We start from the raw sequence: 19,490 nt of genomic DNA on the forward strand, positions 1-19,490 counted from the left end.
TGGGGTCAGCGCCGAACGATGGGGTTGGACAGGCGTCCGATGCCCTCGATCTCCACCTCGAAGCGGTCCCCCGCGGTGACGAGTCCCACGCCGGCCGGAGTCCCGGTCATGATCACGTCGCCCGGAAGGAGGGTGAATGCCTGGGACACAATGGACACCAGTTCGCGGACTCCCCTGATCATTTGGCTGGTGCTGCCGTCCTGCCGCAGTTCCCCGTTCAGCCGGCCCTGGATCTGCAGGTCCTCGGTGTCGAGTTCGGTCTCGATCCACGGGCCCAGCGGCGCCGAGGTGTCAAAGCCCTTGGCCCGGGTCCACTGCAGGTCGGTCTTCTGGACGTCGCGGGCCGTGAGGTCGTTGCCGCACGTGTAGCCGAAGATGACGTCATCCACGCGGTCCTCGGGGACGTCCTTGCAGATCCTGCCGATCACCACGCACAGTTCCGCCTCGAAGGAGACTTCCTCGGAGAATTCCGGCAGCACCACGGGATCGTTGGGGCCCACAACGGCGGTATTGGGCTTCAGGAACAGGAGGGGCTGGGCGGGCACTTCGTTGCCGAGTTCATGCGCGTGCTCCACGAAGTTTCGTCCCACCCCGATCACCTTGCTGCGCGGAATGATGGGGGCCAGCAGCCGGACGTCCTCCAGCTTGTGGCGGACGGATGTGCGCTCCACTCCGTTGAAGAAGGGGTCTCCGTGGATGACAGTGATTTCCTCACTGCCCGTGTCACCTTCGACGACGCCGTAGAGGGGATCAGAATCAACGACAAACCTGGCAATACGCATGGCTCCTACCCTACCGTCCCGACAGGCTGCGGCTGCCAGCGCCTACTGCTGCGGCGGCACGCCGCGCAGGTAGTGGAGCTGCGCTGCAACGGACGTTTCAGCGGCCCGCCGCACGGAGGGGCCGACGTCGGAATAGACGACGGCGGCAACGTCACCTGCGGACGCGTCCCGGCCCAGCCTGTCCACAGCAGCGCGGATCTGTTCCAGCCGCTCGAGGCGGTGGCTGCGGTAGGCGCGCGCAATTTCCTCCAGCGACGGCAGCACCGGACCGTGGGCCGGCAGGACAATGGCAGGCCCCAGCGCTTCAAGCCGGTCCAGCGAGGCAAGGTAACTTCCCAGGGTTCCGTCAGGATAGTCGAGCATGGTGGTGCCGCGGCCCAGGATGGTGTCCCCGGTCAGGACTGCGCCGTGGAACCCGTCGCCAGGGAGGTGGAAGCACAGGGAATCGGACGTATGGCCGGGAGTGGCCAGCACCCGGATTTCCACGCCGGCGGCGGAAAGTACTTCGCCGTCCTCCAGGGGAGTGCCGCCGCCGTGGCAGTGGACGCCCCCGGCCGCGCGCACCGGGGCACCGGTCAGCGCGTGGAGGCGGGCGGAACCGGCTGTGTGGTCCGCGTGGCGGTGGGTGATGAGGATGAGCTCCACGGGGCCGGCAGCGGCGAGTGCCTGGAGGTGCGGCTCGTCCAGCGGGCCGGGATCGACCACAACGGCACCGGGGTTGCCGGGGACACGCAGGACGTAGGAGTTGGTCCCTTCCAGACTCATGGGCCCTGGATTGGGCGCGAGGATAAACCCGGTCAGGGCGGAGCTGCGCTGCAGGCGGCCGGGGGCGGGGGCTGGAGTCACCATCCCATCTTTGCATCCACCCGTGGTGCACTGGTGTTTCCCGGCAGAGGAATAGAACAGCCACGGCGCCGGGTTGAGCACCAGTGAAGAACACCCCATCACCCAGGAAGCCGGAACCAGACACCATGAGCACCACAACAACGCTTGCCGATCTCCTCGCCGAGGCTGACGCCGCCGGCCACGACCATGCCCTGACGGAGAAGAACAGCGGGCTCCAGCACATCCACAACCACGCGACGGGTGGCATCGTCTGGTTTCCCACCTGGAAGAAATTCCGTGAGACCACGGACTGGCGCGAGGAAGTGGATGCTTTCGCGGAGGATCTCACGTCTGGTTCACAGCTGGCGGAAGAAGTCGCGGCAAGTTCCGTCGCCGCCGAGTTGGAGTCCCTCCTAAAACGCGCGGCAGCCGTGGGTGATGCGGGTATCTTCGTCGAGAAAAACCTGACCCGGCACCTGACCCGGACCTGGGCCCTCGCCGACGCCGTCGCCGAGGTAACCGGGAAGGCGCTGCCCACCGGCAGCACTGTGCCGTCCATATTTGCCGACTACCCGTACGACGTCTACGCCCAGGACGGTGGCGCCTTTGCGACGGCGCTGTGGAACGACATGATCGATGCCCGCCGTAACCAGGCCATCGCCGAAGAAGCTGCGCGCAGGGCGCTGAAGCCGGTGTCCCGCAAGGCCCTCAAGAACGCCGCCCGGAAGGCCGCCCGGCGCTGAGTGCCGCCGTCGGGCGTTTCAGGAGCTCTGCGCCCCAGCGGTCCCAAGCGTGTTCGCGAAACCGAACCTTCACGGTGGGGTTTCGCGAACACGCCTAGGATGCCTGCCGCGCTGAAACCGGTTAGGCCAGGCGGGTCAGCCAGCCGTGGTTGTCCGGGACGGTTCCCGTCTGGATGCCGAGCAGTTGCTCGCGGATTGCCATGGTGGTCTCCCCCGCCTTGGCGTCCTCGGAGCCAATGAACTCGGTGGCGTCCTTGAGGACTCCGATGGGGGTGATGACGGCGGCTGTACCGCACGCGAAGACCTCGGCAATCTCGCCGGAAGCAACGCCGTCGCGCCACTCATCAAGGGTGATCTTGCGCTCGGTAACCTGGCGGCCCATGTCCTTGGCCACCTGGATGACGGACATCCTGGTGATGCCTTCCAGGATGGTGCCGGTCAGCGCGGGAGTGACCAACGAGCCGTCCTTCATCACGAAGAAGACGTTCATGCCGCCCAGTTCCTCGACCGCATTGTCGTTGAAGTGGTCAAGGAAGAGCACCTGCTTGCAGCCGTGAGCTTCGGCTTCCTGCTGGGCGATCAGCGAAGCGGCGTAGTTGCCGCCGCACTTGGCGTCGCCGGTCCCGCCACGGCCGGCGCGGGCGTACTCACGCGAGATCCAGATGGAGACAGGCTTCAGCTCGCCGCCGAAGTAGTTGCCAACAGGCGAGGCGATGACCCGGAAGGAAACTTCGCGCGCAGCCCGGACACCAAGGAAGGCCTCGGTGGCGATCATGAACGGCCGAAGGTAAAGCGCTTCGCCGTCACCGCTGGGCACCCATTCCTTGTCCGCAGCCACCAGCTCACGGATGGCGCCGAGGAAATACTCGGCCGGGAGTTCGGGAAGGGCGAGCCTGCGGGCGGACTTGTTCAGCCGCGCCGCGTTTGCTTCCGGGCGGAAGGACCAGATGGAACCGTCGGCATGGCGGTACGCTTTGAGACCCTCGAAAATCTCCTGCCCGTAGTGCAGCACCGCGGCGGACGGGTCCAGGACGATCGGGCCGTACGCTTCAACCCGGGCATTGTGCCAGCCGCCGTTGCCGTGCTCGTCCACGCTGTAGTCGACAACTGCCGTGTGGTCGGTGAAGTGCTTGCCGAATCCCGGGTTGGCCAGGATGGCTGCACGCTCTTCAGCAGACTTCGGGTTGGCCGAGAGCTGCTGGCTGAATTCGACGCCAGAGGCGGTCTGAGTCATGGTTCCTCCACGATCGGCCGCCCCCGGTTCAGCGCTGAACAGCAAGGGCGGCATTTGGTGATTCGAGACAAGCTTACGCCCGAAGCCGGAGGCCCTGGCGCGGGGTCAGAGACCGGCGGCGATGGCGTCGCCGATGGCACTGGTGGTGCGTGCACCGCCGTCGCGCTTTTCGACGTCGGCAACCACTGCCGCTTCGATCCTGCTGGCCGCCGCGCCGTAGCCCAAGTGGTCCAGCAGGAGGGCAGCCGACAGGATGGCAGCCGTGGGGTCGGCCTTGCCCTGGCCGGCAATGTCCGGGGCGGAGCCGTGCACCGGCTCGAACATGGACGGAGCGGTGCGGTCCATGTTGATGTTGCCCGAGGCTGCGAGGCCGATGCCGCCGGTGACGGCCGCCGCGAGGTCGGTGATGATGTCCCCGAACAGGTTGTCCGTGACGATCACGTCAAAGCGGGAGGGGTCGGTGACCATGAAGATGGTGGCGGCGTCCACGTGCAGGTAGTCGTGGGTGACTTCCGGGAACTCCTGGGCGACGGCCTCGACCGTGCGCTTCCACAGGTGCCCGGCGAAGACCAGGACGTTGTGCTTGTGGACCAGGGTTACATGCTTGCGCTCCCTGGCGCTGGCGCGGCGGAAGGCATCCCGGACAACCCGCTCCACGCCGTGGGCCGTGTTCAGGGAAACTTCGGTGGCAACCTCGTGTGGAGTGCCGGCGCGCAGGGTGCCGCCGTTGCCCACATAGGGTCCTTCGGTGCCCTCGCGGACCACGATGAAGTCGATGGTGCCGGGGTTGGCCAGCGGGCTTCCCACGGTTCCGTAGAGCCGGGAAGGCCGAAGGTTGACGTAGTGGTCCAGGCTGAAGCGGAGCTTGAGCAGCAGCTCGCGTTCAATGATGCCGGAGGGGATGCGGGTATCGCCCGGGGCGGCGCCTACCGCGCCGAAGAGGATGGCGTCCCTGGTCCGGAGGTCCGCCAGGACCTCGTCCGGCAGGGTCTCCCCGGTGGCCAGCCAGTGCTCGGCACCAAGCTGGTAGTGGGTCTGCTTGAGCTCAACGCCCTCCGCTGCCACGGCCTTCTCGAGGACCTTAAGCGCCTCGGCAATCACCTCGGGGCCAATGCCGTCGCCGGGAATTACTGCAAGATCAATGGAGGATGCGCTCATGGATTCAGGTTAGCCAAGACATCCATATGCTGGTCAAGCCGTCTCAATATTCGAGAAGGAGGGCGTGCCCGCCGCCGGAGCCGGCTGCTGCCGGTCAGCCAGCGACAGGGGTAGCGGTTACTACCACGTTGGTTCCCCAGAGGTCGTCCGTGTAGCACGAAATGAGCACCAGCCTGTTGGGTGCAACCTCCCAGATAGGACTGTCCTTGAGTCCCGATTTTACGTACGTGGTGACCGAGTCCACCCGGTATTCCAGCTCACCCGCGGACGTAACAACCGTGAGGCTGTCCCCCGCTGCCGCCTTGGAACTGAGCCGGTTGAAGGGCGCCTCAAGATCCTGCCAGCTGTGGCCCACGACGTACGTGGTGTTGGTGGAGCCCGAGCCCGGCATTCCGTACGGGGTCAGCCAGTATCCGTCCATGGTGGGCGGCGGGATGATCGTCTGTGAGGCAACGTCCGAACTGCTCGGATCGAGCGGATACACAGGAACGTCGATATCCGCAGCGGGATAGATCAGCCGCTGCGGAGGAGCAACCGGTGGCCCCGCCATTTGCGAAGGCACTTCCGAGGGGATATCAGGACCAGGGGTAACCGGAGCGGTGCCGGTCGTCGCGTGCGTTGGACGAGGCGCTGATGCCACCGCTGTTGCGCCGCCGTGCGGTGTCCGGCCCCCGGCGTCAACCAGGACAGGGAGAAGGGCTACGGCAACGAAGCCCACGATGCCTGCCAGGGCCAGCAGGAGAGTCGTTTTGAAAATGGCACGCCGGCGATGGTGGCCTGTTGTACTGGATTTTGCTTCCGCTCCGGGTACTTCCTCCGGGTGATGTCCTGCCATGGATCGTCCTCATGCTTCGGCTTAGCTTGGGGAAAACGGCCCGGGTGGAGACGCAAAACGCCGTGCAACAGCTGCACGGCGCTTTGCGTTCCTTTACCTGGATGCCGCCGGGGCGGCGGTCACCGGACGCTATCCGTGGTGCTGGCCGCGGACCACAACCCCGGCAATGGCCTTCCGGACAGCAAGGGCAACGCCGGCAGCCAGCACAGCAGCCAGGCCGCCAAGCCAGGGAGCTGTGCCCACACCGGACGAAGCCGACACGGCGGTCTGCACGTTGAAGCCCTCGTTTGGCTCGGCCACTGCACCCGCTCCGCCTCCGGCAACAGCTCCGCGCGGATTCGTCCCCGGCACGGCACCCGCAGGCGGAACTACGGCACCGGGAACGGTGGGCGGAGTTGTCGGCGGCGTGGTGGTCGGCGGCGTGGTGGTGACCTTCACGGGCTTGCAGTCGTTCTCGAAGATTGCCTGGCCTGCCGCGGTCCAGTTCTGGCCGGCAGGAATCACCTTTCCGCTGTTCGGCGGGATGATGTCCTCTTCATGCTGGTGGTGGGCGCCACCGTGGCCGTTCAGCCCCTGCAGCGCGATGGTAATGACCTGGTAGGGGTTCTTTTCCGATCCCGTGGCATGGCAGATGGTGATCTTCTTGTCGTTGTCCTTCGGCGGTTCAGCGGGATTTCCGCCCGGCATGGCGCAACCCGCGTTCCACACATCCACCTTGTCCAGGTTCTGGCCGCGCGGCAGGACCTTCCCGTTGTTGGCCGGGATGATGTCCTCTTCGTGCTGGTGGTGGGCACCCGCGTGGCCGTTCAACGCATTGAGGTCAATGGTGATTGGCTGGTAGGGGTGGGTTTCAGACCCCGTGGCGTGGCAGATGGTGATCTTCTCACCGCCTCCCGATTCACCTGTGGCGAATGCCGTGGCTGTTGCACCCATGAGTGCGAGGCTTGTGACCCCCAGGGTGGCAAGGATCCGTTTCATTTCCGTCTCCGTCCATAGTCTGCTTCAGACTGTCCAGACGCGAGAGAGAACACACCGCCCCAACCTGACGGTTCAACCCGGCGTAACGGGTCGAAAGGCAAACAGACAGCATCGGGGCGACGGTTCTCCCAGATGCGAACTGTCAGTTTGCTAACACGTTCAGGCTATGGATTTTCCTGCCGGGAATCCCCAGTAGGACGTACTTATTTTCGGAATGCGGAACTACTTGGCCTCTGCCGGCTCTTCGTACTTCGGGAACACCGGGGACGGAGCCGGCAGTGGCGTCCCTGCCACGATGGGGGTGCCAATGGCGGCGAACTGCCGGGCCTCCCCTTCCGGCTGGCCGAGCGTCTGCAGCAGCGCCGCCGTTGCCTTGGGCATAACCGGCTGCGCCAGGATGGCCACGATCCGCAGCACCTCCAGCGTCACGTACAGCACCGTGTTCATGCGTCCGACGTCGGTCTTCCGCAGCACCCAGGGTGCCTGCTCCGCGAAGTAGGCGTTGGTGTCGCCGAGGACTCCCCAGATCGTTTCAAGGGCGCGGCTGAATTCCTGCTTGTCAAAGGCTGCCCGGGCCGCCTCAAGGAGGGCGCCGGCCTGCTCCAGGATGGCGTTGTCCCCAGCCGTGAACGCACCCGGAACGGGGACCTTTCCCTCGCAGTTCTTGGCGACCATGGACAGCGAACGCTGGGCCAGGTTGCCGAAGTTGTTGGCCAGGTCCGCGTTCATCCGGCCCACGATGGCATCGTGGTTGTAGCTGCCGTCCGCGCCGAACGGCACCTCGCGGAGGAAGAAGAACCGCACCTGGTCCACGCCGTACTGCTCCACGAAATCGGACGGGGCCACCACGTTGCCCAGGGACTTGGACATTTTCACGCCGTTATTGTGCAGGAAGCCGTGGATCATGACGCGCTTGGGCAACTCCAGGCCCGCGCTCATCAGGAAGGCGGGCCAGTAGATGGCGTGGAAGCGGGAGATGTCCTTGCCGATGATGTGCACATCGGCGGGCCAGTACTTCCGGAACTTCTCCGAATCGACGTCGGGGTAGCCCACACCCGTGAGGTAGTTGGTCAGGGCATCCACCCAGACGTACATGACGTGCTTGTCGTTGCCCGGAACCGGGACGCCCCAGTCGAACGTCGTGCGGCTGATGGACAGGTCCTCCAGGCCGCGCTTCACGAAGCTGATGACTTCGTTGAAGCGGTACTGCGGGGCGCCGAACTCAGGGTGCGCCTCGTAAAGCGCAAGGAGCTTGTCCTGGTAGGCGGACAGCCGGAAGAAGTAGCTCTCCTCCGCCGTCCAGGTCACCTCGGTGTCCGTCTCCTTGGAGTAGCGCACGCCGTCGTCCTTGACCACAGTGTCGTCCTCGACATAGAACGCCTCGTCCCGGACGGAGTACCAGCCCTCGTACTTGGACAAGTAGATGTCCCCGTTGGCTTCCATCTTCTTCCAGATGGCCTGCGAGGCAGCGTAGTGGTCCTCGTCCGTCGTCCGGATGAAACGGTCGTAGGAAATCCCCAGTGCGGAATGCGCCGCCTTGAAGGCCTCGACGTTCCGGTCCACCAGCTCCTTGGGAGTCAGGCCTTCCTTCTCAGCGGTCTGGGCGATCTTCATCCCGTGCTCGTCCGTGCCGGTCAGGAACATCACGTCATAGCCATCCAGCCGCTTGAAGCGTGCCATTGCATCGGTGGCGATGTACTCGTAGGCGTGGCCGATGTGCGGCACGCCGTTGGGGTAGGTGATGGCCGTGGTGATGTAGAACGGCGTTTTCTCTGAAGCAGTCACGTGGAGGACGTTACCTTCGGTGCGGAGGGGCGGGCTAGATGAGTTCAGTCAGGGTATCGCTGAGCCGGACCAGTTCGTGGTCATGCGAGGCCACCAGGACGGCGATCCCGTCCGACGTGGTGTCCTTCAGGATGCTGATGATGCGGTTGGCCGAAGCACGGTCGAGGCTGGCAGTGGGCTCATCCACCACCAGGACGCGGGTGCCCAGGATCAGTGCCCGGGCGATGGCCACGCGCTGGCGTTCGCCGCCGGACAGCTGGGCAGGACGGTGCCGCATGCGGCGGCCCAAGCCCACGAGGTCCAGCAGGTCCTTGGCCATGTCGCGTCGCTGGTCCACTTCGCCGTCCGGGACCGCCGGCAGGAGCACGTTCTCGAGCGCGCTCATCCCGTCAATCAGTGCACCGCCCTGGTCAACATAACCGATCAGGGCACGACGGCGGTCCGCGATTTCGTCATCGCCCATGCTTTCCAGGGAATCGCCTTCCCAGAAGACGCGGCCCGACGTCGGCAGCGTCAGTCCCGCGCCGACGGTGAGGATGCTGGTCTTGCCGGAACCGCTGCGGCCGGCAACGCAGTGCATCTCCCCCGCGTGCAGGGTGAGGTCGAAGTTTTCCACCACGCTGACGGCTTCCGCACCGCCCTTGCCCCCGCCGTAGCGGATGGTGATGTCACTCAGTTCCAGCGGGGTCGCGTGGTCGGCGGCCTTGACGATGGTGTTGGCACGGGTCTGCAGGGGGACCTCGGCGGAGCCGGACCGGCGGCTCCGCTGGACATTCGTCGGGTTTGTCATTGGACCACTTTCGTTGCAATCGGTATCCAGCAAAGTACAGCCACAAGGCCCGCCACGCCCGCCCACAGCGCGGCGTACGGGGCCAGCAGCAGGCCTATCCCCAGGGCGCCCAGCACGCCCAGCGGCAAGGCCAAGGTTCCCACCAGGGCGTTCTCGAACAGCCGGACCTGGCGCAGCATGTCCGGGTTCCAGCCCATTGCCTCGAGGATGCCGAGGTACTGGCGCTTGGCGTTGAGTTCAAACCGGCCGGTGACCAGGGTGAGCACCAGCCCCACAGCCACGCCCGAAAGAGCGAGGAGGATGCTGGGCAGCGCGACGCTGGCAGCGGCCAGGCCGCTGAGGGCACTGGCGCCGGCAGCGCGGGGAATGTCGATGAGCAGGGAGATGAGGCCGCCCACTGCAGCGCCGAATACGCCGACGGCTACGGCGAGGGAGATCGTGTTGAATTTGTTGGTGCTCAGCTGGCGGTTGGCGAAAGTCAGCGGCGAGTCCACCGGGATGAGCCGCTCGTCATGCTGCGGCTCCTGGTCCACGACGTGGCCGTGGCGCAGCTGCTGCGCGGCGAAGAACGCCGCAGCGGCGTAGAGCACCAGGACGGACACGGACACGAGGGCCGTGGCCAGGCTCCAGCTGACAAGGCTCAGCACGGTCCCGGCGATTGCCAGCAGGACGGCTCCCACACCGAACTCCTCAAGCACCCACCGGCGGACCCGGCGCTGGTTCCAGCCCATGGCACGGAGTGTGCCGGCTTCGCTCCGCCGCTTACGGATGTAGCTGACGGTGGATGCGCCCGTCAGGAGGGCTGCACCGCAGAGCGTCAGGAAGAGCAGGGTGATGTTGGTGCCGGACAGCGATCCGGTGACGGCTTCGGCGGCGTTCTGCCGCACCCAGGACTGCTGGACGGTGCCCAGGGCGGATTCCTTGCCGGCGCCGTCCTTGGAGTAGCCGGGAACGAAGATGCTGGCATCCTCGCGTGCGGAACCTGCCACGACGGTGGCTTCCAGGCCCATTGCGCGGATTTCGCCGGCCAGCTTCTCGACGTCGGGCTGCGCCTGCTTCCAGCTGCCCGGCGCCTTCGCGCGGACCCGGACGGCGTCGATCACACTGGCGTTGTCCTTGTACCCGCGGGCGGCGGCCAGCCCGTAGTAGTCGGTGATGGCGCCGGCGGACTGGCTGGCCAGGCCGGTGGCGCTCAGGGACGGTTCCAGCTGCGTAGCGGGGACATCGTTGCCGGCAGCGTCCTTGACCAGCGTGAAGGGGGTGGGATCGTAGCCGCCGAGAGGCAGCTTGTTGACGTCGCCGGCGGCAGCAGCAACGGCCGAGGGGTCGAACGTGCCGTAGACCATCGCCAGCGGGGCAGCTGACTGCGCACCTGTTTCGAGGTTCTCGCGATAGGAACGTTCATCCACCGGTTGGCGCTGGGTCTGGTCAACAGGGGCGCCGTTGGCGCTCTTCTCAGGCAGCCGGTTGACGGTGACCCATTCGCCGGGAACTGCTGTCTTGTCCACAGCCCCGTTTGCAGCCGTTTCACCGTCCGTGTACTTGGGGGCGGCGGCAAAGTCGGTGCTCCAGGTGGCCGGGGTGTAAAGGCCCTGGTTGAAGTTGCCGGCGCTCCCCAGCAGGGAGGAGTGGTCCGTGGAGCCGGGCCAGGAGAGGACAAAGGGGTCCTTGGAGACAAACGGCAGGTAATCCTTGTCCAGGGACCGGGAAACTGTGCCGACGTCCTTAACTACCTTGCCGGCGTCGTCAATCTCTTCGATCTTGACGTTGTACTTGAGGTCCAGGGAGGTGCCGGAGCGCACGATCAGCGGAATGGCCTGGGAATCGGCGGTCAGCTGCCCGGCCCGCTTGGCCTGCTGGTACTGGGTCATCAGCGGCGCCCAGTACTTGAGCTTGACGCCGAGGAAATCCGGGCCTTCCTTCAGCTGGTCCATGCTGACGCCGTTGGTGAAGAGGCCTTCGAAGTACCGTCCGATGGCCCCCGCGTCGCGGGCGTCAGCAGGCGGCGCCTTTTCCAGCGGGGCCAGGAAGTCACCGGCGGAGCCCAGCAGGGCGCGCTCGGCTGCCGGATCAACGGCAACCACGGACTCCGTCACCTCGGGCGCGAGGGGCAGGGATACAGACAGGTTAAAGAGGTTGTGCTCGGACCCTCCGGCCGGGGCGGGGAACTTGATGCCGGTTTCATCACCGGGGGCAGCAATCCGGATGCTGCTGCCTCCGGCGGCCTTCTCTTCAACGAGCTTGGCCTTGCCCAGGGTGCCTTCGGCAGTCGACTTGAACAGCGTCTGCTCGGAGACGCCGTCGGAGCTGACGGCGCTGGCGGTCAGGCGGTACTTCTTGCTTTTGTCGCTCAGCACGGATTCGGCCGCGGGCCACTGGGCGGGGGCAGTTGCGCCGGCCGCCTGGTCGGTGGTTGCGGTGCCGGCCAACCCGGCGTTGTAGCCCAGGTAGTCCATGGCGTCCAGGCGGGGCGACTCCAGGTTCTGGGTCACCCGGGACACAAGGCTGATCGGGGCCGCTACGGAGGTTCCGGTGAGCTTCCTGATGGCGTCCAGCTGCTCGAAGCTGATGCCTCCGGTCCCGTTGGCGATCTCCGGCTGCATCAGCGCACCGGAGGGCGCCTTGGCCTGGACCAGGACATCGTAAAGGCCCCGCGAATTTTCATCCACGGTCCTGTTGAGTGCAGCCTGTGACTGGCTTTGGACGAGGACCGACAAGCACATGGCTGCGATCAAGATGGCCGCGGTCAACAGCAGCACCCTGCTTCTGATGAACCTCTGGACGGCGTTCATGGAACTCCCTGAAACCTGGAATGCGTGCGCACATTCGAGTCCGCCCGGGGCGGACATGGACGATTACGGACGGATGTGCAAAAAGGTAATTGGCCGGCCTGCCGGCCCCTGTCCTGAATCAGGACCAAGCCATTGTAAGCAGACCGGCCAATCATACGTGGCCTTGCCGAGACTCGCCGAAGCGGGGCCGGCGGTACGGTGTTTCCCTGCCGCGGACTAGTCCTCCAGGTCCACTTCACGCACCATTTCGGCGCCGATGCCTGCCTTGATGGCGTCGAGGACCTGCTGCGGCACCGAGCTGTCGATGGTCAGCAGGGCGAGCACCTGGCCGCCCTCGTCAGAGCGTGCTACCTGCATGCCGGCGATGTTGATGTTGTTCATGCCGAGGATGTGGCCGATCGTTCCGATCACGCCGGGGCGGTCGGTGTAGGCCACCACCACCAGGTGTTCGCTGATCGGGATTTCCACCTCGAACCCGTTGATGCCCACCAGTTTCTGGATCTGCTTGGGGCCGGTCAGGGTACCGGCCACGGAGATCTGGCTGCCGTCGCTGAGGGCGCCGCGCAGGGTCAGGACGTTCCGGTAGGACTCGGTCTCCGGGGTGGTGATCAGGCGGACGTTGATGCCCCGCTGCTCGGCGATGACCGGCGCGTTGACGTAGGAGACCTGCTCGGTCACGACGTCGGCGAAGATGCCCTTAAGGGCGGCCAGTTCCAGGACCTTGACGTCGAGGGAGGAGATCTCGCCGGCAACCTCGACGTCGAACTGGGTCAGGGAGTCGTGCGTGAGGGCCGTGAAGATGCGGCCCAGCTTCTCGATCAGCGGGATGCCCGGGCGGACGTCGGGTGCGATGACGCCGCCGGCAACGTTGACGGCGTCGGGAACCAGTTCACCGGCCAGGGCAAGGCGGACCGATTTCGCCACCGAGACGCCGGCCTTTTCCTGGGCTTCGTCCGTGGAGGCGCCGAGGTGCGGGGTGACCACCACGTTGTCCAGCTTGAAGAACGGCAGGTCCGTGCTGGGCTCTTTGGCGAAGACGTCCACGCCGGCACCGGCGATTTCACCGTCCTGCAGCGCCGTGAAGAGGGCTTCCTCGTCCACGAGGCCGCCGCGGGCCACGTTGACTACATAGGCGGTGCTCTTCATCTTCCTGAAGGCGTCCGCGCCCAGCATGCCCACCGTCTCCGGCGTCTTGGGCATGTGGATGGTGATGAAGTCGGCCTGGGCCAGGAGCTCGTCCAGGGTGACCAGCTGGACGCCGAGCTGCGCGGCCCGGGCGGAGGTGATGTAGGGATCGTAGGCAAGGATCTTGGTGTCGAAGCCCTTCAGGCGGGCAGCAACCAGGGCGCCGATCCTGCCGAGGCCGATGATGCCGATCTTCTTTTCGAAGAGTTCGATTCCCGTGTACTTGGAGCGCTTCCACTCGCCGTCCTTCAGGGCGGCGCTGGCCTGCGGGATGTGGCGGGCCAGGCTGAGGATGTGGCCTACCGTGAGCTCAGCTGCCGAGACGATGTTGGACGTGGGCGCGTTCACCACCATGACGCCGGCCTGCGTGGCTGCCTTGATGTCGACGTTGTCCAGGCCCACGCCCGCGCGGGCAATGACCTTCAGGTTCTTGGCAGCGGCAATGGCTTCTGCGTCCACCTGCGTGGCAGAGCGTACCAGGATGGCGTCAACGTCGCCGATGGCAGAGAGCAACTGGGAGCGGTCTGACCCGTCGGTCTGGCGGATCTCGAAGTCCGGGCCCAGGGCCTCAATAGTGGCGGGGGAAAGTTCTTCGGCGAGCAATACTACGGGTTTTGACACGGCTGATCCTCTGCGTTGCAGTCCTGGGGATGAAATCAAGTCTAGGCCGACGGAAAGGCCGGGCTCACATTGTTAAGTGTGAACCCGGCCTCACCGTCGATTTAACTAATGGGGTTGGCAGCAACCGGCCTTAGCGGGCTGCGGAACCTTCCACATAGTCCACGTCCTGCTGCTGCCAGGAGAACAGGGAGCGCAGTTCGCGGCCAACGGCCTCAATGGGGTGCTGCTCTGCCTTGGCACGCAGCTCCTTGAACTCCACGCCGCCGTTGTCCTGGTCCTCGATGAAGCGCTTGGCAAAGGCCCCGGACTGGATGTCGGCCAGCACAGCCTTCATGTTTTCCTTCACCTCCGGGGTGATGACACGCGGGCCGGAGACGTAGTCGCCGTACTCTGCGGTGTCGGAGACGCTCCAGCGCTGCTTGGCGATGCCGCCTTCCCACATGAGGTCGACGATGAGCTTGAGCTCGTGGAGGACCTCGAAGTAAGCGATCTGCGGCTGGTAGCCGGCTTCGGTCAGGGTTTCGAAACCGTACTGGATCAGCTGGGAGACGCCGCCGCAGAGGACAGCCTGCTCGCCGAAGAGGTCCGTTTCGGTCTCTTCGGTGAAGGTGGTCTTGATGACGCCGGCGCGGGTGCCGCCGATGGCCTTGGCGTAGGACTTGGCCAGGTCCCAGGCGGAGCCGGTGGCGTCCTGCTCGACGGCGATGATGTCGGGGATGCCGCGGCCGGCTTCGAATTCGCGGCGCACAGTGTGTCCGGGAGCCTTCGGGGCGACGAGGATGACGTCGACGCCTTCGGGTGCCTGGATGTAGCCGAAGCGGATGTTGAAGCCGTGGGCGAAGGCGAGGGCCTTACCGGGCTTCAGCTTGCCCTTGATGGAGTCGTTGTAGATGGCACGTTGGTGCTGGTCCGGCGCCAGGATCATGATGACGTCGGCCCATTCGGCGGCGTCGGCAACGTTCTTGACCGTGAAGCCGGCGTCCTCTGCCTTGGGTGCGGACTTGGAGCCGTCCTTCAGGGCGATAACAACCTCGACGCCGGAATCGCGCAGGTTGAGCGCGTGGGCGTGGCCCTGGGAACCGTAGCCAACAATGGCAACCTTGCGGCCCTGGATGATCGACAGGTCTGCGTCGTCGTCGTAGAACATTTCAGTCACTTGCGTAACTCCTCTTGAGTGGATTGTAGATAGGTATGTAGTGGTGCGTTCACGGGCGCTGCGTTTGGCCGGGCGGACCGCGGCCAATGTCCTAGGCGGACCGCAGCGCCCTGTCACTCATGGAGCGGGATCCCCGTCCAACGGCCAGGGTGCCGGACTGCACGATTTCGCGGATGCCGAAGGGCTCCAGCACTGAAAGCAGCGCTGCAAGCTTCTCCGGGGTACCGGTTGCCTCTATCACCAACGAGTCTGTGGACACGTCGACGACGGCGGCACGGAACAGGTCTGCGGCCTGGGTAACCTGCAGGCGTGTCGCGGCATCCGCACGTACCTTGACCAGGATGTGGTCTCGCTGTACGGAAGATTCGGAAGTCAGCTCAACGATCTTGATGACGTTGATCAGTTTGTTGAGCTGCTTGGTGACCTGCTCGATGAGGTCGCCGTCGGCGTCGACGACGACGGTCATCCGGGAGATGCCCGGAACCTCGGTGGGGCCAACGGCAAGTGAGTTGATGTTGAAGGCGCGCCGGGCGAAGAGGCTTGCAACCCGGGTCAGGACGCCCGGTTTGTCTTCCACCAGGACGGAAAGTGTGTGGCGGCTCATTGGTCAGTCCTCTTCTTCCCATTCCGGGGTCATGTTGCGGGCAACCTGGATCTGGTCGTTGCTCACGCCGGCGGGCACCATCGGCCACACCATGGAGTTGGGGCTCACCACGAAGTCGATGACCACGGGGCGGTCGTTGATTTCGAGGGCCTTCTGGATGGTGGCGTCAATGTCCTCGTCGCGTTCACAGCGGAACGAGGCGCAGCCGTACGCCTCCCCCAGCTTGACGAAGTCCGGGATGCGGACGGTGTCGTGGCCGGTGTTCAGGTCGGTGTTGGAGTAGCGGCCTTCGTAGAAGAGCGTCTGCCACTGGCGCACCATGCCCAGGGAGGAGTTGTTGATGACGGCAACCTTGATGGGGATCTTGTTGATGGCGCACGTGGCCAGTTCCTGGTTGGTCATCTGGAAGCAGCCGTCGCCGTCGATGGCCCAGACCACCCGGTCCGGTTCGCCCACCTTGGCGCCCATGGCCGCCGGGACGGCGTAGCCCATGGTGCCGGCGCCGCCGGAGTTCAGCCAGGCGTGCGGGCGCTCGTACTTGATGAACTGTGCCGCCCACATCTGGTGCTGGCCAACGCCTGCAACGTAGATGCCCTCCGGTCCGGTCAGCGCACCGATCCGCTCGATGACCTTCTGCGGTGCGGTCAGCCCGTCGTCCGGCTCGGTCCAGCCCAGGGGGTAGGTTTCCTTCAGGTTGTTCAGGAAGGCCCACCACGTGGTGAGGTCCGGAGTGCCCGACGCCTCGAACTGGGTGCGGACGGCTTCGGTGAGCTCCGGGATGATCTCCTTGACCGAGCCCACGATGGGCACATCGGCGGTGCGGTTCTTGGAGATTTCGGCCGGGTCAATGTCCGCGTGGATGACCTTGGCCATGGGGGCGAACGTCTTCAGCACTCCAGTGACGCGGTCATCAAACCGGGCACCGAGGGTGATGAGCAGGTCGGACTGCTGCAAAGCAGTCACGGCGGAGACGGTGCCGTGCATACCGGGCATTCCCATGTGCTGGGGATGTGAGTCCGGGAAGGCGCCCTTGGCCATCAGCGTGGTGACAACCGGGGCTCCCGTGGCCTCGGCGAGTGCCAGCAGCTCAGCCGAAGCGTGGGCCTTGATGACGCCGCCGCCAACGTACAGCACCGGCTTGCTGGCTGCAGCGATCAGCTTGGCGGCTTCGCGGACCTGCTTGTTGTGGCCCCGGGTGACGGGGCGGTAGCCGGGCAGGTCCACGCGGGGCGGCCAGGAGAAGGTCATCTGTCCAACCTGGGCGTCCTTGGCCACGTCCACCAGGACGGGACCGGGGCGTCCGGTGGAAGCCAGGTGGAAGGCTTCGGCCATCACGTGCGGGATGTCGTTGGGGTCGGTCACCAGGAAGGAGTGCTTGGTGATGGGCATGGTGATGCCCACGATGTCGGCTTCCTGGAAGGCGTCGGTGCCGATCACACCGCTGGACACCTGCCCGGTAATGGCCACCAGGGGAACGGAGTCCATGTGGGCATCCATGATTGCGGTAACGAGGTTGGTGGCACCGGGGCCCGAGGTGGCGATGCACACGCCTACCCGCCCGGTCACCATGGCGTAGCCTTGCGCGGCGTGGCCGGCTCCCTGTTCGTGACGGACCAGCACGTGGTTCATGCTGGAGGCCATCAAGGGGTCGTAGGTGGGCAGGATCGCGCCACCGGGCAAACCGAAAATATCGTCGACGCCGAGTTCTTCGAGCGAGCGGACAATTGCTTGCGAGCCGGTCATCACCGTCGGGGGTACAACGTTGTTCGGCCCAAGGACAGGAGAGACGGCGGCAAGGTCGGCGACGACGGCGGCGTTCTCAGCCGTCCGGTCGGCGCGGTCCGGAGCCTTGGCGGCTCCGGCGGACTTGGTGGCCATCAGCGAGGGGCTGATGGGCGATCCTTTGCTCATCGGACTCTTCCTTGTGGATCATCTGTGGTTCGTGGAAACTGCGGAAAATAAAAAAACCCCTCAGCCTGGCGGCTCTTCGAGGGGTTCGCGCGTGACAGTTCGTTGCCGGGGCTAGTGTGCCACGCGCTTGGTAAGGACGACGACTGCATCTGCAACAGCGCAGCTGGTAACGAAAGTCATGCGTTCAGTTTTCCCTCTGGGCGAGATACGTGTCAACGAGCCGTGCCACGATCTCACCATGTGGACCCCATTGTCCACTCTTTGGCGGGTCCCCCCAACTAAGTAGCGCTAAGTGTCGTTCTGAGCCTCCAAAACGACACTTGGTGCTACCTGGTTGGGAGGGCCGCCACCATACTGCTGCTACCCGCAGTATGCGCCTGTGCTGGCACTGTGCACCAGCTTGGCATACTTGGCCAGCACGCCCTTGGTGTACCTGGCCGGGAGCGGCTCCCAGCCCACCTTGCGGGCTTCGAGCTCAGCCTCGTCCACCAGCAGGTCGAAGCTGCGGGCCGCAATGTCCACGCGGATCCGGTCGCCGTCCTTGACGAAGGCGATGGGCCCGCCGTCGACCGCTTCGGGCGCGACGTGTCCGATGCACAGGCCGGTGGTGCCGCCGGAGAACCGCCCGTCCGTCAGGAGCAGGACGTCCTTGCCGAGGCCTGCGCCCTTGATGGCACCCGTGATGGCCAGCATCTCGCGCATGCCCGGGCCGCCCTTGGGGCCTTCGTAGCGGATGACGACGACGTCTCCGGCCTGGATCTGGCCCTTGTCCAGCGCGTCCAGGGCGCCCTGCTCGCGTTCGAAAACGCGGGCGGTGCCTTCAAAGACATCGGCATCGAAGCCTGCGCTCTTCACCACGGCGCCTTCGGGGGCCATGGTGCCGTGCAGGATGGTGATCCCGCCGGTCTTGTGGATCGGGTTGTCCAGGGCACGCAGGATCTTGCCGTCCAAATCCGGCGGGTTGATCGCTGCAAGGTTCTCAGCGACAGTCTTGCCGGTGACGGTGAGGCAGTCCCCGTGCAGCAGGCCGGCGTCGAGCAGTGCGCGCATGATGACCGGCACTCCGCCGATCTTATCGACGTCGGTCATCACGTAGCGGCCGAAGGGCTTCAGGTCGCCCAGGTGCGGGATCTTGTCACCGATGCGGTTGAAGTCATCCAGGCTAAGCTCAACCTCCGCCTCGCGGGCGATGGCCAGCAGATGGAGCACGGCGTTGGTGGATCCGCCGAACGCCATGGTGACGGCGATGGCGTTTTCGAACGCCTTCTTGGTCATGATGTCGCGGGCCGTGATGCCCTGGCGGAGCAGGTTGACCACAGCTTCGCCTGACTTGCGGGCGAATTCATCACGACGGCGGTCTGCCGAGGGCGGGGCGGCGGAACCTGGCAGGGACATGCCCAGCGCCTCGCCGATGCAGGCCATGGTGTTGGCTGTGTACATGCCGCCGCAGGCGCCTTCGCCGGGGCAGATGGCCTTTTCGATGCGGGTCAGGTCTTCCATGCTCATCTTGCCCGCGGCGCACGCGCCAACAGCCTCGAACGCATCGATGAGGGTAACTTCCTTTTCGGAACCGTCCTCAAGCTTGACCCAGCCAGGCATGATCGAACCGGCGTAGAGGAAAACGCTGGACAGGTCCAGGCGTGCGGCTGCCATGAGCATGCCCGGGAGGGACTTGTCGCAGCCGGCCAGCAATACAGAGCCGTCGATCCGCTCAGCCTGCATCACGGTTTCCACGGAATCGGCAATGACTTCGCGGGACACCAGGGAGAAGTGCATGCCCTCGTGGCCCATGGAGATGCCGTCGGAAACGGAGATGGTGCCGAACTGCATGGGGAACCCGCCGCCGGCGTGGACGCCTTCCTTGGCACCCTGTGCAAGCCGGTTCAGGGAAAGGTTGCAGGGAGTGATTTCGTTCCAGGAGCTGGCGACGCCGACCTGGGGCTTTGCGAAGTCGTCATCCCCCATGCCGACCGCCCGGAACATGCCACGTGCCGGGGCAGCGTGGATTCCGTCCGTTACCACCCGGCTCCTGGGTTTGATGTCAGGCTTGTTCTCGGTTGCGATCTGGGCGTCACTCATAGGGGAAAGTCT

Annotated in this window: 15 protein-coding genes; 1 reads left to right on the top strand and 14 read right to left on the bottom strand. The window is 65.3% G+C overall.

Annotated elements, in window-relative coordinates:
• Window positions 1-5: 5 nt before the first annotated feature.
• Together FHJ30_RS12245 and FHJ30_RS12250 are read right to left on the bottom strand one after the other, a co-directional pair.
• Entirely contained in the window at window positions 6-782 is a 777-nt protein-coding gene (locus FHJ30_RS12245) for a fumarylacetoacetate hydrolase family protein (protein ID WP_139029565.1), read from the bottom strand.
• Window positions 783-824: 42 nt separating this feature from the next.
• Entirely contained in the window at window positions 825-1,631 is an 807-nt protein-coding gene (locus tag FHJ30_RS12250) for an MBL fold metallo-hydrolase (protein ID WP_139029566.1), read from the bottom strand.
• Window positions 1,632-1,753: 122 nt separating this feature from the next.
• On the opposite strand from FHJ30_RS12250, the gene FHJ30_RS12255 reads away from it, so the two are divergent.
• Complete coding sequence (locus FHJ30_RS12255; protein ID WP_171059009.1) at window positions 1,754-2,350, top strand: hypothetical protein; 597 nt, start codon at window positions 1,754-1,756, stop codon at window positions 2,348-2,350.
• A 121-nt stretch (window positions 2,351-2,471) separates the two neighbouring features.
• Here the strand turns inward: FHJ30_RS12255 and FHJ30_RS12260 are convergent, their stop codons facing one another.
• From FHJ30_RS12260 to ilvD, 12 genes are all read right to left on the bottom strand, one after another.
• Entirely contained in the window at window positions 2,472-3,584 is a 1,113-nt protein-coding gene (locus FHJ30_RS12260; protein ID WP_139029568.1) for a branched-chain amino acid aminotransferase, read from the bottom strand.
• Between the two features lie 105 nt (window positions 3,585-3,689).
• Window positions 3,690-4,742, bottom strand: a complete 1,053-nt coding sequence (locus FHJ30_RS12265; RefSeq protein ID WP_139029569.1) for a 3-isopropylmalate dehydrogenase — start codon at window positions 4,740-4,742, stop codon at window positions 3,690-3,692.
• Between the two features lie 94 nt (window positions 4,743-4,836).
• Window positions 4,837-5,577: a class F sortase gene (locus FHJ30_RS12270; RefSeq protein ID WP_240793691.1), complete on the bottom strand. Its 741-nt coding sequence runs from the start codon at window positions 5,575-5,577 to the stop codon at window positions 4,837-4,839.
• Between the two features lie 129 nt (window positions 5,578-5,706).
• Window positions 5,707-6,555, bottom strand: a complete 849-nt coding sequence (locus FHJ30_RS12275; RefSeq protein WP_139029570.1) for a hypothetical protein — start codon at window positions 6,553-6,555, stop codon at window positions 5,707-5,709.
• A 222-nt stretch (window positions 6,556-6,777) separates the two neighbouring features.
• On the bottom strand, window positions 6,778-8,340 hold the full coding sequence (metG, locus tag FHJ30_RS12280) for a methionine--tRNA ligase (protein WP_139029571.1): 1,563 nt from the start codon (window positions 8,338-8,340) through the stop codon (window positions 6,778-6,780).
• Window positions 8,341-8,374: 34 nt separating this feature from the next.
• The gene (locus FHJ30_RS12285; RefSeq protein WP_139029572.1) at window positions 8,375-9,130 is read right to left on the bottom strand and encodes an ABC transporter ATP-binding protein; all 756 of its coding nucleotides are present in this window, start codon (window positions 9,128-9,130) and stop codon (window positions 8,375-8,377) included.
• Window positions 9,127-11,922: an ABC transporter permease gene (locus FHJ30_RS12290; RefSeq protein ID WP_139029573.1), complete on the bottom strand. Its 2,796-nt coding sequence runs from the start codon at window positions 11,920-11,922 to the stop codon at window positions 9,127-9,129. The genes FHJ30_RS12285 and FHJ30_RS12290 overlap by 4 nt, the downstream gene beginning before the upstream one ends.
• A 216-nt stretch (window positions 11,923-12,138) precedes the next feature.
• Window positions 12,139-13,728: a phosphoglycerate dehydrogenase gene (gene serA / locus FHJ30_RS12295; protein WP_139029574.1), complete on the bottom strand. Its 1,590-nt coding sequence runs from the start codon at window positions 13,726-13,728 to the stop codon at window positions 12,139-12,141.
• Between the two features lie 130 nt (window positions 13,729-13,858).
• Window positions 13,859-14,884, bottom strand: coding sequence for a ketol-acid reductoisomerase (ilvC, locus tag FHJ30_RS12300; protein ID WP_104998318.1), 1,026 nt, complete (start codon window positions 14,882-14,884; stop codon window positions 13,859-13,861).
• Window positions 14,885-14,975: 91 nt separating this feature from the next.
• Window positions 14,976-15,488 carry an acetolactate synthase small subunit gene (ilvN, locus tag FHJ30_RS12305; protein ID WP_009356538.1) on the bottom strand — a complete coding sequence of 171 codons (513 nt, stop codon included), beginning with the start codon at window positions 15,486-15,488 and terminating at the stop codon, window positions 14,976-14,978.
• A gap of 3 nt (window positions 15,489-15,491) precedes the next feature.
• Window positions 15,492-17,399, bottom strand: a complete 1,908-nt coding sequence (locus FHJ30_RS12310) for an acetolactate synthase large subunit (protein ID WP_139029575.1) — start codon at window positions 17,397-17,399, stop codon at window positions 15,492-15,494.
• 360 nt (window positions 17,400-17,759) lie between these two features.
• A complete protein-coding gene (ilvD, locus tag FHJ30_RS12315; protein ID WP_139029576.1) occupies window positions 17,760-19,478 on the bottom strand; it encodes a dihydroxy-acid dehydratase in 1,719 nt (572 codons plus the stop codon).
• Between the last annotated feature and the right edge of the window lie 12 nt (window positions 19,479-19,490).

Source organism: Arthrobacter sp. BB-1 (assembly GCF_006151685.1).
Taxonomy (GTDB): domain Bacteria; phylum Actinomycetota; class Actinomycetes; order Actinomycetales; family Micrococcaceae; genus Arthrobacter.

Excerpts from the sequence above, each read along its gene's own strand:
- FHJ30_RS12260 (WP_139029568.1), bottom strand. The coding sequence starts at position 3,584 with ATGACTCAGACCGCCTCTGGCGTCGAATTCAGCCAGCAGCTCTCGGCC.
- ilvN (WP_009356538.1), bottom strand. The coding sequence starts at position 15,488 with ATGAGCCGCCACACACTTTCCGTCCTGGTGGAAGACAAACCGGGCGTC.
- FHJ30_RS12245 (WP_139029565.1), bottom strand. The coding sequence starts at position 782 with ATGCGTATTGCCAGGTTTGTCGTTGATTCTGATCCCCTCTACGGCGTC.
- FHJ30_RS12270 (WP_240793691.1), bottom strand. The coding sequence starts at position 5,577 with ATGGCAGGACATCACCCGGAGGAAGTACCCGGAGCGGAAGCAAAATCC.
- ilvD (WP_139029576.1), bottom strand. The coding sequence starts at position 19,478 with ATGAGTGACGCCCAGATCGCAACCGAGAACAAGCCTGACATCAAACCC.
- FHJ30_RS12310 (WP_139029575.1), bottom strand. The coding sequence starts at position 17,399 with ATGAGCAAAGGATCGCCCATCAGCCCCTCGCTGATGGCCACCAAGTCC.
- FHJ30_RS12265 (WP_139029569.1), bottom strand. The coding sequence starts at position 4,742 with ATGAGCGCATCCTCCATTGATCTTGCAGTAATTCCCGGCGACGGCATT.
- FHJ30_RS12285 (WP_139029572.1), bottom strand. The coding sequence starts at position 9,130 with ATGACAAACCCGACGAATGTCCAGCGGAGCCGCCGGTCCGGCTCCGCC.
- FHJ30_RS12255 (WP_171059009.1), top strand. The coding sequence starts at position 1,754 with ATGAGCACCACAACAACGCTTGCCGATCTCCTCGCCGAGGCTGACGCC.
- FHJ30_RS12275 (WP_139029570.1), bottom strand. The coding sequence starts at position 6,555 with ATGAAACGGATCCTTGCCACCCTGGGGGTCACAAGCCTCGCACTCATG.
- FHJ30_RS12290 (WP_139029573.1), bottom strand. The coding sequence starts at position 11,922 with ATGAACGCCGTCCAGAGGTTCATCAGAAGCAGGGTGCTGCTGTTGACC.
- FHJ30_RS12250 (WP_139029566.1), bottom strand. The coding sequence starts at position 1,631 with ATGGTGACTCCAGCCCCCGCCCCCGGCCGCCTGCAGCGCAGCTCCGCC.